The organism is Rhizobium sp. J15 (assembly GCF_002531825.1).
Taxonomy (GTDB): domain Bacteria; phylum Pseudomonadota; class Alphaproteobacteria; order Rhizobiales; family Rhizobiaceae; genus Rhizobium.
Window position 1 is genome coordinate 78,406 of record NZ_NWSX01000001.1, and the last position, 12,932, is coordinate 91,337.

Sequence of the window (12,932 nt, forward strand, 5' to 3'; positions counted from 1 at the left end):
TTTACTTGACCGGCTCGAGTGCGAGCAGGTTCAAGAGACGCGCCGGGTTCGTTCGCGAGATCGACGGATTGACGAAGGGGTTTTCCTTGGTCGACCAGCCGGTGAAGCGCTTGGTGTTGTACTGATACCAGTTCGGATTGTTGAAGACCGGAATCATCGGCATGTTCTCAGCGACGATCCGCTGCGCCTTGTTCATCGCTTCCTTCTGCTTGGCGAGATCCGCGGTATGCGTGAACTCGGTGACGAGTTTCTCGACATCAGGATTGAACCAGCGCTGCGCGGTGAAGCGGGTCTTGCCCTTGTCCGAAGAGCTGAAGGCGCGCTTGTAAGGGTAATAGGGCGAGGCCGATGCCGGCAGGCTGTTGATCGCCGCATCGAAGCTGCCGTTGATGAGGTTGCCGGTCCACACGGCCTCCTCGGGCGTTTCGATCTTGGCGTCGATGCCGACCGCCTGCATGCCTTCGACGGCGATGTTGACGGTGTCGACCCAGTCCGTCCAGGAGTTCGGGACGATGATCGAGAAGGAGATCTTGCTGCCGTCGGGATTGTCGCGGAAGCCGTCGCCATCCTTGTCCTTGTAGCCCGCCTCATCGAGCAGGGCTTTGGCGGCATCGGCGTCATAGGTCGCGAACTTGCCGAAATCGGCCTTGACGGACGGGTCCGCCCAGCTCTTGTAAAGCTCGCCCATCAGGCCGGGATCTTCGTTCAGCGTCGGATAGCCGTAGCCGGCGACGTCGATCATCGTCTTGCGGTCGAGCGCCATGCCGAGGGCACGGCGGAATTTTACGTCATTGAAGGCCTTCTTGTTGTTCTCGTTTGCCGTTTCCAGGTTGAACAGGAAGGCGACCATGCTGCTCGGCGAATACCAGTAGTGGAAGTGCTCCGGATCCTTGGAGACATAGACATTGTCGATATCGGGAATGAAGGAGACGCCCCAGTCGAGCGTGCCGTCGGCCGTTGCCGTCAGGATCTGGTTGTTGTCGGCGAGCTGCGGGAAGCGGATGCAATCGACCTTCAGATGGTCGTTGTCCCAATAATGCGGGTTGCGGCACTGATCGTAGGTCTGACCGGTGAAACGCGGCACTTCCGTCAGCGGGCCGCTGCCGACCGGGTTTTCGTTGGCGAAGGTGACAGGATCGGCGACGTCCTTCCAGACATGTTCGGGAACGATCGGCAGCTGCGAGATCTGCTCGGCGGCGAGCGAGCTCGGATTGGCGAGCGTGAAGCGCACCGTCTGGCCGTCGACGGCTTGGACTTCGGTAACGAAGGTCCAGATGCTGACGAAGTCGAGCGCCGGGAATTTCTTCAGGTAGTCATAGGTGAACTTGACGTCGGCTGCGGTCAGCGGCTTGCCGTCCGACCATTTCAGGTCCGGGCGCAGCTTGAATTCGATGCTCTTCAGGTCGTCGGAGAGTTTGAAGCTTTCGGCGAGACGATAGACCGGCTTGTTGCTGTCGAAGCGATTGAAAATGACCAGCGGCTCATAGATGAAATCGAGCGTCGACTGGCGCGCCGAGGTCTGGTTGAACGGATTGAAGTTGCGCACCCAGGTCGTCGCGGGTTCGATATTCGCCGTCAGGATCGTTTGCGCCATGGCGGAGCCGGATAGCAGTGTCAGGGCAGCGGCTGCTAGAAGATATTTTTTCATGTTCTATTCCCCTTTTTCTTATGCGGTGAGAGATGGCGCGCCGGTCAGGAGACCGATGCGCTGGCAAACATGTCTTCGACTTGGCGGTGGGCAGCGCGGACATCGATCTTGAGATTGCCGAGGCGAGCCTTGCCGGCGGCGATCCGCTTCAGGGCCGCGTCCGTCAGCGGGCGGGCGGCTTTCGCGGCAGCTTCGCTTTCGGGAATGTCGCCATGGCTGTGGAGCGCGATGTCGAAACCTGCGTCTAGCACTTGGCTGACGCGTTCCGGCAGCGTGCCGGAGAGCGACTCCATGAAAATGCAGTCGGAAATCAGCACGCCCTCATAACCCAGATCCTTGCGGATCACGTCGTGCATGACGGGCGAGACGGAGGCCGGAAGTTCTGCGTCATAGGCCGAATAGACGACGTGGGCGACCATGGCCCAGGGCGTGTCCTTCAGGGCGACGAAGGGCTTGAAATCGGTAGCGGTCAGTGTCTCGCGGGAGGCGTCGACCACCGGACGCTCCTTGTGGGAGTCGAGCGTTGCGCGGCCATGCCCGGGAATATGTTTCATCACGGGCATGTTGCCGGTTTCCAGCAGGCCGTCGACCACCTCGCGGCCGAGGGCGGCGATGACATCGGGATCCGGGCCGAATGAGCGGGCGCCGATGACCGCGCTCGTCGTCTCGAAGACGAGGTCGAGAACGGGTGAGCAGCCGCTGGAAAGACCGAGTTCCGTCATCATCGCGCCCATGGCCTGGGAGGAAAGGCGGAGCGCCTTTCTGCCGAGATCGAAATCGCGGCGGGCAAGTTCGGCGAACTGGCCGAAGCTGCGAAAGAGCGGCCAGGGGCCGGCATCGAGGTGCTGGACGCGCCCGCCTTCCTGGTCGGTGAAGACGGGCGCGTCGTCGCGGCCGACGGCTTCGCGGAAGCGTTCGATCAGCCGCCTCGTCTGTTCCGGCTCGCGCTGATTGCGCCGGCCGACGAAGAGGCCGAACGGATTGGTCTCCCGGAAGAGGGCGAATTCATCGTCTGAAATGACGGGACTGGGAAGGCCGACGAAGAGGGCGAGCGGGGTCGAGGACAATTCTGGTGCTCCGGTATCAGATGATCATTTCGGCTTGCTTTTCAGCATGCCTTCGTAAATGCCCTTGTCGGGCGCGGGGATGGCGATCGCGCCTGCGGTCCTGGCGTAGAAATCGACCGGGCCGGCGTCGCCGATGACGGCATAGACATGGCCGAGCGCCTTCATGGTCTGAAGGCAGGCGGAAAACAGGGCGAGCCCGATGCCCTTGCCGCGCGCTTCCGGGGCGACGCCGGTCGGACCGAAGAAGCCGCGTGCGGTGGTGTCGTAGCAGGCAAAGCCGAGCAGCTTGCCGTCTTCGACGGCGATCAGGCAGGCAACAGGCTGGCGGCAAAAGGCGACGGCGACTTCGCTCGCCCAGTTCTCGCTGAACTGTTCGCGAACCCAGCCGACGACGAGATGCAGTTCCGGAGGAAGAGCCGGACGGAGCGAGGCGCCGACGATATCGGCCCGTTCTTTCAGTTCGGCGAGCTTGGCGGAATATAAGCTCACAAGCAGGTCCGGCACCTGTCTCTCCTCCAATTATTCCGTTATTACGGAACTTATCCCCTTTTAGTGTTATAGACTTGGCCATCTGGTCGGGCTTGTCAACAGGGATTTTCAGATAGGCAGTGCGCTCGGTCCCGGCAGCTTCGCTTCAGCACCGTCCGAGCGCACGAACGAAAACGGCCCGGGGAGGCCGGGCCGTTTTTCTCGCGTAATCCTGATGCCTGCGCCGCTTTCGGCGAGATCGGTTATTCCCCGTGCTTCCAAAGCGCGTGAAAATGCTGCACCGGGCCGTGGCCGGAGCCGACGGTGAGGCTGCCGGCGGCGGCGACCGCATCGGCGAGATAATCCTTCGCAATGGCGACGGCCTGCTCGGCCGAGGCGCCCTTGGCAAGCTCGGCCGCCAGCGCACTGGAGAGCGTGCAGCCGGTGCCGTGCGTATTCTTGGTCGGCACGCGCCTCGCCTCGAACCAGTGCAGGCCGCCGGCCGTGGCAAGCACGTCGGGGCTCTCATCGCTGTCGAGATGGCCCCCTTTGACCAGCACGGCGGCGGGGCCGAGCGCGCGCAGCTGCTCGGCCTGTGCCGCCATCTCTTCGCGACTGCTTGCGACCGGCTGGTGCAGCAGCGCTGCGGCTTCGGGCAGGTTCGGCGTGAGGAGGGTTGCGAGCGGCAGCAGCCGGCGGGTCAGCACGTCGACCGCTTCGGGCGCAAGCAGGGCGGCACCGCCCTTGGCGATCATGACGGGATCGATAACGATGGGAATGCCGCGCCGGTCTGCGAGGGCTGCTGCGACGGCTTCGGCGATCCCGGCATTGGCGATCATGCCGATCTTGACCGCGTCGACGCGCACATCGGCAAAGACGGCATCGATCTGGTCTGCGACGAATTGCGGCGGCACCAGATGCACGCCGCTCACCCCTTGCGTGTTCTGCGCCGTCAGCGCCGTCAACACCGCCATGCCATAGACGCCGCGGGCGGAAAAGGCCTTGAGGTCGGCCTGGATGCCGGCCCCGCCCGAGGGATCGGAGCCGGCGATGGAAAGAACGTTGCGGATCATGGGCGGACCTTTCGGATTTCTGCGGCGATGCGGCGCGTTGCCGCTTCAGGGTCGGGCGCGCCGCAGATTGCGGAAACGACGGCAAGCCCCTTGGCGCCTGCGGCAAACACATCTGCCACATGTTCCGCCTTGAGCCCGCCGATGGCGACCGACGGCACCGGTGAGGACTGTACCAGCCTGGCAAGCCCGTCAAAACCGATCGGCTGCTTGTGGTCGGCCTTGGTCGGTGTCGCAAACACCGGTCCGACGCCGGCATAATCGACGATATCGTGATCGACGGCGCCGGCGAGCTGCGCGGTCTCGACCGACAGGCCGAGGATCATGCCGGGGCCGATCATCTGCCGCGCCGTGCGCGCATCCATGTCGTCCTGGCCGATATGCAGGCCGTCGGCACCGATGGCGATTGCCGCTTCGACGTCATCATTGACGATGAGGAGGGCGCCTGTGCCGTCGAGCACTTGTTTCAAGGCCCGGCCGGTTTCGATCATTCTCGTTGTGCCCGCATGTTTGTCACGCAGCTGCACCATCGTCGCGCCGCCGGCAGCGGCAAGGCGCGCCGTCTCGACCATGCCGATCCCGGCGCAGAGATCGGGATCGAGGACGAGATAGAGCGAGAGGTCGAAGCGCTTCATACGACCGATACCCTTGCCCTGGCGTCGAGCGTTTCGGCATCGATCGCGGCGAGCGCATCGAGGAAGCGCCAGGAGAAGGAGCCCGGGCCGGCAGCGCCCAGCGCCGCATCTTCGCCGGCGACGGCAAAGGTTGCGAGGGCGGCGACCGTCGCGCCGAAGAGATCCTCGGGCGCGGTCGCGGCGAAGGCGCCGACGAGGCAGGTGAGCGAGCAGCCGAGCGCGGTGACCTGCGGCATCAGGGCAGAGCCGCCTGCGATCCGCACGGCCCTTTGACCGTCGGTGACGAAATCCACCGCGCCGGTGACGGCAACGATCGACTGCTGCCGTTCCGCCAGCCGCCGCGCCGAATCCTCCGCCTGCTCGACCGGATCACGGCTGTCGACGCCCTGGCCGCGGCTCTCTCCGCCGGCAAGCGCGATGATCTCGGACGCATTGCCGCGAATGATCGTGGGCTTGAGCGCGAGGAGATCGGCGGCCGCATTGCGGCGGAAGGCGGTGGCGTAATGCGCGACCGGATCGAGCACCCAGGGTTTTCCGGCTGCGTTCGCCGCCTTGGCAGCCGCCTGCATGCCTTCGATCCATTGGGGCGAAAGCGTGCCGATATTGATGGTCAATGCGTTTGCAATGGCGGCGAATTCGCCGGCTTCTTCCGCAGCATGCACCATGGCCGGCGAGGCGCCGGCGGCGAGCAGGACGTTTGCCGCAATGTTCATGGCAACGTAATTGGTGATGCACTGAACGAGCGGCGGCTTTTCGCGCATCGCCTTCAGCATTGCTCCCGACGTGGTCTTCATCTGCTGTTGCCCCTTTCAGGCGGGGGCAGGGCACGGGGCGGTTCATGCGGGCAAGGCCCAACCCCGAGCGACTCCCTCCGCCGGCATGATCCGGTTCAGGTTCGAAGGGTGCTTCTCAGCCCGCCTGCCGGCGGACGCCCCTGTCTCTCATCGGGTTTGTTTTTGCAGAGAACGGGGCGCATGTCACCCCGAAAACGACAATTCTGCGAAGCGCGCGGTGCGGTCAGATCGAAGACGATCAGCCGACGATGTTTGCCAGCAGCCGGCCGACCTCCTCATTCGCGACATTGTTATGGGCATCCGACGCCGCAGTCTTGATGATGTATTTGTCCGCCAGGAAGGTGTTCACCTTGCCGGCTTTCGGCGCGAAGACGGCATCCGCATCGTCCTCGACCGCCTGCCCAGCCTTCAGGTGCTGAGGACCGTTCGCCCCCATCGCGCCGAATTCGTCGTTGGCATCGCCAATGCTCTTGGCGATGTCGCGCGACAGGCGCGAGGCCAGCGCATAGGCAAGCGTGCAGGCGAGATCGTTATGGGTATGGGTGACGCAGATCGGGCCGGTCGGCTTGCCGACCACATCCGGAAAGGCGCCGGCGAGGCCCGGCTTGATCTCCTTGGCGAAACCATTGTGCGAGAAGGCGCCCTGCAGCAAGGTGAGCGAGAAGAATTCCAGCTTCGGAACGGGGGCGAGCTTGTTCGCCGCCGCCGAAACCAGCCGGGCGCCGAAGCTGTGCCCGACGAGATGCAGCCGGATCGGCTGCTGCAGCACGAGTTTCGACAGCACGTTCTTGGTCAGTGCCTCACCGACGACGCCGGCGCGTTTCTTCATTTCGTAATAGGTGAGCTGGTTCAGGAAACGCGCTACCGCCGCTCTCGGGCCGGAGATCAGGCCCGAGACGAAGTCGCCGAGACCCTGCGCCTTGCCGACCGAGCTTTCGAGACTGAAGGTCGGCGGCGGGACGAGACCTTCCATCAGCACCTTGGCGCTATTGGCATCTTCCGTCGCAAGCGCGATCGGTTCGGCATCCGCCTTGAGTTCCGTATCGGATCGGGAAGAGCCGATCGCCGCCTTGCCTTGTCTGACGAGGAAAAGCGACGTCGTTTCATCGAGCGTTTCGGCTGCGGCTCGCGCCTTTTCGGCCGTGGCGGTGCCGTCCGCGCCGAAGAGATCCTCGAAATCGGCCAGCACCTCCTTAAAAGCCTCGTCGTCGAGATCCTCGACCGGTGCCGCTGCCCCGTCGGCCGCCTGGGCGCCGCCGCCTGAGGCCACCAGCGTTTCCGTGTCGAAATCCGTCCGATAGGCCTTGGCCGGCCAGACGATGCCGGCAACGACGGTGCGGCGCGCCTTGTCGGGCGTCAGTTTCTTGCAGGCGTTGGCCCAGAGCGTTCCATAGAGCGTGCGGGCATCGTCCTTGGTGTTCTTCCAGCCGTGCGAGATGACCACGAGATCGGTCATGCCGGGCTGGTTCAGCAGGGCGGCGAGTTTCTCCGTCAGCGCGGGATCGATCGCGCCGTCCTTGTCGAATTCGAGCCATAGGAGTGGCGAGGGTCCAAGCGTGTCCATGTGTCCTCCTACACAGCTTGCAGTGTTCGCATCAGATCGAGCAGGCCGGCGCCCTGAAACTCCGGCCGGCGCTTGAGGTCGGTCGCAGCGCCGACGAAGATTTCCTTGACGCGCTCCGGCTGGCCGAGAAACTCACGCCGGACGGACAGGAAGGCGGCGATCGCGCCGGAAACATGCGGTGTCGCCATGCTCGTGCCGGTATCCTCCCGGAACGGCGCTTCATTCGGTTTGTCGCGGTCTGGGAGCGCGCAGGAGACGATGCGCTCGCCGGGGGCGACGAGATCCGGCTTCATGCGCCCGTCGGCCGTCGGTCCCTTCGAGGAGAAATAGGAGACGCCATAGGTGTGCGGCATGTCGCGATGCGTCGAGCCGACAGTGATGGCAAGCGCGGCATTGCCGGGATCCATGATCGTGCCGACATGGGCGGCGCGCTCCGGCGCTCCGGAAAATTGTGTCACCGTGCCGTAGCCGGCATTGCCGGCCGCGACCACCACACAGACGCCCGAGCGGACGAGCCTGTTGACCTCGACGCAAAGCGGGCTTTGCCCGGCGGCGAACCACACCGGGTTGAAGGGATAGCCGAGGCTCAGATTGAGCCCATGGATCTTGATGTTGCGGCCGTAATCATTCGAGCGCTGGACGTAATTGATCGCGGCGAGCAGATTGCTGAGCTTGCCCTGCTTGTCGTTGACCAGCACCTTCAGGCTCATCAGCTTGCAATGCGGCGCCATGCCTGAAATTACGCCCTCATGCTCCTCGGTGATCTTGGACTTCGTATCGTCCTCCTTGCGTATTTCCGAGGTGACCGAGATCTTCTTTATTCCGCTTGTCTTCGGGACTTCCTTCAGGGACGTCCGGCCCGCGATGATGCCGGCGACATGGGTCCCATGGCCGGCGGCGTCGGTCAGCGCGGTCTTCGGCGCCGATGCCGGATCGGGATTGTCCGAGGTAAAATCCCAGTGGCTGAGGCCATCCGGCAGCTCGAGCGTCTTCAACGTCGAGAAATGCGGATGCGTCTCGTCGATGCCGGTATCGGCCACGGCCCAGACGATGCCTTTTCCGCTGGCCGCGAAGGAGGCCTGCGCCGCGTCGCCCTTGATCGTCCGGACCGATTCATAGACGCAGCGATAGATCTCGTGGTCGTGCCAGATCTTGTAGACGAGCGGGATCTGTTTCCGCTTCTCGCCGCCCTTGGTCTTTTCATCACCGCTGCCGGGCATCGCCCAGGTGGACAGCCGTCCGATGGCTTGCCGGGTGAGGGTCGCGAAAACATAGCTGTCGGTCCAGAGCGACTTGGCGGCGATCCGGCTGCCGTTCGAGAATATCTGCGAGAGATCGAGCTTGATATCATCAGAGATCGCAGGCATGCCGAGCGGCGGCGCCATGCCGAAGCGGCGTAGATTGTTGCTCTCGTCCGTCGCGCCGATCCTATCGAGATGCAACAGATAGGCCTCGAACAAGAGCTGCCGCGCCGCCGTCACGCCGCCCGGAAAATCGCGGTTGAACTCGATAACGACATCGAAGCTTTCCGGCGCCTTGCCGGCCCTCTTCGGCTGATCCGGATCGCCTTTCATAAAGGACGAGAGATCGCCGCCGATTCGGGTCTTCACCAGGTTTTCCCGGATGCTGTCGTCGGGTTCTGTCGGGGGCTCGGGCGGTCGTTGCCGTTTCGCCATGCGGCTGTCCTCTCCTTTTTAGAGAAGAATAACAGCAGCAACCGTGGGTGCAATGTATTTCTGGAATACACCTTTATATTTGAGCGCTTGCCTGCCTACATGCATGGTTTGCGGCATTTGCCACGTCTAGCCAAGGAAGGCGCCACGCCGAAGAGGTCTTCTTCTTGGAGAAGGCAGGGCTGATCTTCCCGAGAGCCATTCTATATTCTGGATTGCGCGAATTATTCGTCTTATCCGTTTATGTATGGAATTTTCAATGTAAGAGAGTATCGCGACAGCTTCGCATAAGTTGCGTGTCGTTTTATTGTCTTAAGCGTTCAACTCTATTCGGATGTCAGAAATCACAGACGATTTCTTGCTGAAAGGCTTGGGTTGAGAGGATTTCGTATCTTGGAACGCGAAGTAAATGTCTAACACAAACTTTACCGTCCTGACACGTTAAGGTTGACCGTCCGATCGATTGCAGCGATATGGCTTTACAGCTGAATAAAATCTTCCTGAAGTTGCATTTTCAATGAACAAATTTTCAAAAAGCGGCATGAAGCGAGACCTCCGGATCATCGCCCCCGCTCTGATATTCATGGCCAGTATCAACTCATCCCTCGCGCAATCTCCCGATCCGGCGGGGCAAGGGCCGGAACAGACGCAGGCAGCAACGAAGCCGGCGCCAGCCATGAAGTCCCGGAAGTTCGATGAGTGGTATTATCGCTGCACGAGTTCCGAGGGCGCCGATGCTTGCGAAGTCGCCCAGGTTGCGCAGGTCACAAGAGACGGTGAGAACGTCAACATTTTGACATTGGCGATTGCCGCTTCGCCGGCCCTTTCGCAGGGCAAGGGTGAGAAGGGCAAGCCGCGGCTGATGCTGACCGCGCTTCTGCCGCTCAACGTCTTCCTGCCTGCCGGATTGTCGATCAAGGCGGACGGCAAGCCGGTCGCCAAACTCGCTTACCGCAACTGCAACCAATCCGGATGCTGGGCGCAGCAGGCATTGGATACGAAGATGACGGCGGCGCTGAAGAAGGGATCGGCGGCCGAAGGGCTGGTGCGGCTGATGAACGGCCAGAACGTCAATATCCGCTTTTCGCTGAAAGGGCTGAAGCCGGCCCTCGACGAACTTCAGTCCACGGCAGCCAGGTAATCGAATTTCAGAAATGACGATAGAAATTCGATATTGCCTGGCCGTTGGCGCCATTCTCGTGATTGGCGCCGTTCCCGCCTACGCGCAATCGCCTGCCGATGATTTTACGCGCCGGCAGGAAGAACAGTCGCAAACGCAGCGGCTGGACGCCCTGCGGCGCGCGACACCGGGCGGCAGCGCAGATGCGGAAAACGGGGCTTTGCCCGCCAGCCAGGGAAATGGCGCCTGTTTCGACATCACGCGCGTCGAGATCGAGGGGGCGACGCTGCTCTCGCCGGGAGAGCTTGGTAAAGTGACGGCGCCTTACGGCAACCGATGTGTCGGCCTCGCCGAGATCAATGCGGTCCTCAAGGATGTCACGCACCTCTATATCGATCATGGCTATGTGACCTCGCGCGCCTACGTGCCGCAGCAGGATATCCGCAAGACCAGGATTCTTCGTCTGCTCGTTGTCGAAGGCACGCTGTCGGACATCTATCTCAACGGCAAGAAATTGGTGGGCAGCGGTGCACTGGCGACAGCCTTTCCAGGCCTGATCGGCCGAGTCGTCAATATCCGCGATATCGAGCAGGGGCTCGATCAGATGAACCGGCTGCAGGCCAACGACGCCAAGTCGGCCATGCTGCCGGGTCCCAAGGACGGAACCTCCATCCTGAACATCGAAAACCGGCAGGGCCGGCCCTGGCATGTCTCCCTCGGCAATAACAATATGGGGCAGGAAAGCACCGGTTTTTCCAGAAGCTCGGCCTCGCTCGGCTACGACGATCTGCTCGGCATCAACGACCAGTGGAACTTTTCCTACGAGCACAGCGGCCCCGATTATCCGTGGAGCGATGACGGAAACGGCTATGGCAACAGCTATTCCGGCAGCGTCAGCGTCCCCTACGGTTACTCCACCGTTTCGCTGAACGGCTCCTGGTACCAATATGAAAGCACGGTCGAAGGAAACTTCAATTCGCTCGACACCTCCGGCAATTCGGGGCAGGCCGGTCTCGGCGTCGATCGCGTCGTCCTCCGCGACAAGGATTCGATCACGACGGTCCGCAGCAGCCTGACCTATAAGCAGACCAACAATTTCCTGCTCGGCAATCTGATCGAGGTCGGCAGCCGCCGCTATACGGTCGGCGATATCGGCATTTCCCATTCCCGGCGTATGTTCGGCGGCATCTGGGTATTCGACGTCAGCTATGACAAGGGGCTCGGCCTTTTCGATGCGGTCGATCCGGGAGAGCCCGGCGCCGGAGACGCGGATCCGCGGTTTTCGAAATTCAATGCCACCATCAGCGTGACGCAGCCGTTCAAGCTGGCCGGCCAGCAAGTCGAGCTGACATCGCTCATCAGCGGTCAGTATTCCCCGGACAATCTCCTCGGCGCCGAGCAGATCTCTCTGGGCGGCTACAGCAATGTCCGCGGCACCCGCGAAAGCATGCTCTTCGGCAATAACGGCGTCTTCAGCCACAACGAGATCGTCTGGAGAACGCAATCGAACCAGAGCGGCGGCCCGGCGGCCAAGGCTTTCGGCGAACTGCGCCCCTATCTCGGCTTCGACTATGGCCACATCTACGGGCAGAAGCGGTTCGACATAATCGGCGGCGATCTCGCCGGCTGGACGGCCGGCATCCGCGCCGTCGGCGGCAATATCAGCGCCGATCTCGGCTATTCCGCGATCCTTGCAAGCAGCGTCGACGGCGTCGATGGCGGCCTCTTCTATTTCAGCGCATCCACTCATTGGTAACGAAAGCAAGAAAATGACCATCCCCGGACTCTCGATGAACAAGCCCGCCAAAAACCTTTCGCGGTCGACGGCGCTACTCCTCGCCTTTTCCATCTCTCTTGCCGGCTGCGCCGGACGAGAGGCACGGCCGGTCGCCTCGACCAATCCGACAGACAGCGCTTTCGACTGCGCCGGCATCACGCGTGAATTCGAGGCGAACGAACGGCAGATCACGTCGACGGTGAAGGAGCGTACCGATGCGCAAGGCAAGAACATCGTGCTCGGGGCGACCGGTGTGCTTCTGTTTCTGCCGGCACTGTTTTTCATGGACCCGAAATCGCCTGAGAAGGTCGAGATCGATGCATTGCGCAACAGGAACAATGTCCTGACCAGCATCGCCAAATCGAAGGGATGCCCTGCGCCCAAGTCGCAGTTGACCGAACTCTATAAGCATCTCGACAGCAAGCCAAAACCGGCATCGTCGTCGAGCAACCGGGACTGAGTTTTGCAAATATTTGAATCTTATAAGTAAATTCTGGAGTTTCGTATGCGTACCGTGCGTTTTCTAACCCTTCTCTTTCTGGCGGCGACGCTTGCGTCCTGCGTCACGGCGACCGATCCTCGGCTGATCGCCGCCCTTCAGCGGACATCTGTGCGCGAGATCCGGATCGAACTGGCTCCCGACGTCAAGACATTCGGTTTCGGCGACAAGCCGGACCAGCAGGTCCAGGAGGCGGTTCGCACCCTCCAGGCCACGATGTCGAAGGAACTGATCGGTGTGCCCGGTGGCCCTAATAGGGGCAGGCTGGTCGTGACGCTGCATGTGTTCGACGTCACCACAAAGCAGGCCCGCATTATCGGCGGTCACGACAGCAAGATCGACGGAACCGTTCGGCTGGAGGATGCCAAGACCGGGCAGTTGATCGCGCAAGCGCAAAACATCCATGGCGAAGACCTCTCCATGCGCGGAAGCGGTTATGGGGTCATCATCGCTGTCGCCATCAACGCGGCGACGACGTCAGGAGCGCCTGACATCATGGCGCAGCGCCTGTCCAAGTCCTTCACGCGCAACGTGAAGACCTGGCTCACCCAGAAATAAATACTGCGACGTGGCCCGGCGGTGCCAGCGAAGGCAGCGCCGGGGCGCGATTGATGTCG

At 62.1% G+C, this 12,932-nt stretch carries 12 protein-coding genes and 1 riboswitch; of the genes, 4 read left to right on the plus strand and 8 right to left on the minus strand.

Annotation, left to right across the window (positions count from 1 at the left end):
- Position 1 precedes the first annotated feature (1 nt).
- The 8 genes from CO670_RS00390 to CO670_RS00425 form a co-directional block, all read right to left on the minus strand.
- Positions 2 to 1,648: an ABC transporter substrate-binding protein gene (locus CO670_RS00390; RefSeq protein ID WP_097588459.1), complete on the minus strand. Its 1,647-nt coding sequence runs from the start codon at positions 1,646 to 1,648 to the stop codon at positions 2 to 4.
- 44 nt (positions 1,649 to 1,692) lie between these two features.
- On the minus strand, positions 1,693 to 2,715 hold the full coding sequence (locus tag CO670_RS00395; protein ID WP_097588460.1) for a glycoside hydrolase family 3 N-terminal domain-containing protein: 1,023 nt from the start codon (positions 2,713 to 2,715) through the stop codon (positions 1,693 to 1,695).
- Positions 2,716 to 2,739: 24 nt separating this feature from the next.
- Complete coding sequence (locus CO670_RS00400) at positions 2,740 to 3,219, minus strand: GNAT family N-acetyltransferase (RefSeq protein WP_097588461.1); 480 nt, start codon at positions 3,217 to 3,219, stop codon at positions 2,740 to 2,742.
- Between the two features lie 227 nt (positions 3,220 to 3,446).
- A complete protein-coding gene (thiD, locus tag CO670_RS00405; protein ID WP_097588462.1) occupies positions 3,447 to 4,256 on the minus strand; it encodes a bifunctional hydroxymethylpyrimidine kinase/phosphomethylpyrimidine kinase in 810 nt (269 codons plus the stop codon).
- Complete coding sequence (gene thiE / locus CO670_RS00410; protein WP_097588463.1) at positions 4,253 to 4,888, minus strand: thiamine phosphate synthase; 636 nt, start codon at positions 4,886 to 4,888, stop codon at positions 4,253 to 4,255. The genes thiD and thiE overlap by 4 nt, the downstream gene beginning before the upstream one ends.
- A complete protein-coding gene (thiM, locus tag CO670_RS00415; protein ID WP_176538852.1) occupies positions 4,885 to 5,661 on the minus strand; it encodes a hydroxyethylthiazole kinase in 777 nt (258 codons plus the stop codon). The genes thiE and thiM overlap by 4 nt, the downstream gene beginning before the upstream one ends.
- Before the next feature lie 76 nt (positions 5,662 to 5,737).
- Positions 5,738 to 5,834: riboswitch (TPP riboswitch) on the minus strand.
- Positions 5,835 to 5,920: 86 nt separating this feature from the next.
- The gene (locus CO670_RS00420) at positions 5,921 to 7,246 is read right to left on the minus strand and encodes a hypothetical protein (protein WP_097588465.1); all 1,326 of its coding nucleotides are present in this window, start codon (positions 7,244 to 7,246) and stop codon (positions 5,921 to 5,923) included.
- A gap of 8 nt (positions 7,247 to 7,254) precedes the next feature.
- On the minus strand, positions 7,255 to 8,856 hold the full coding sequence (locus tag CO670_RS00425; protein WP_245425719.1) for a S8 family peptidase: 1,602 nt from the start codon (positions 8,854 to 8,856) through the stop codon (positions 7,255 to 7,257).
- 580 nt (positions 8,857 to 9,436) lie between these two features.
- Between CO670_RS00425 and CO670_RS00430 the strand changes: the two genes are divergently transcribed.
- From CO670_RS00430 to CO670_RS00445, 4 genes are read left to right on the plus strand one after another with little or no spacing between them, the layout of a single operon-like run.
- Positions 9,437 to 10,060, plus strand: coding sequence for an invasion associated locus B family protein (locus CO670_RS00430; RefSeq protein WP_097588467.1), 624 nt, complete (start codon positions 9,437 to 9,439; stop codon positions 10,058 to 10,060).
- 13 nt (positions 10,061 to 10,073) lie between these two features.
- Complete coding sequence (locus tag CO670_RS00435) at positions 10,074 to 11,795, plus strand: ShlB/FhaC/HecB family hemolysin secretion/activation protein (RefSeq protein ID WP_097588468.1); 1,722 nt, start codon at positions 10,074 to 10,076, stop codon at positions 11,793 to 11,795.
- Positions 11,796 to 11,808: 13 nt separating this feature from the next.
- A complete protein-coding gene (locus tag CO670_RS00440; protein ID WP_097588469.1) occupies positions 11,809 to 12,276 on the plus strand; it encodes a hypothetical protein in 468 nt (155 codons plus the stop codon).
- A 45-nt stretch (positions 12,277 to 12,321) separates the two neighbouring features.
- Positions 12,322 to 12,873: a hypothetical protein gene (locus CO670_RS00445; RefSeq protein WP_097588470.1), complete on the plus strand. Its 552-nt coding sequence runs from the start codon at positions 12,322 to 12,324 to the stop codon at positions 12,871 to 12,873.
- Positions 12,874 to 12,932: the final 59 nt, after the last annotated feature.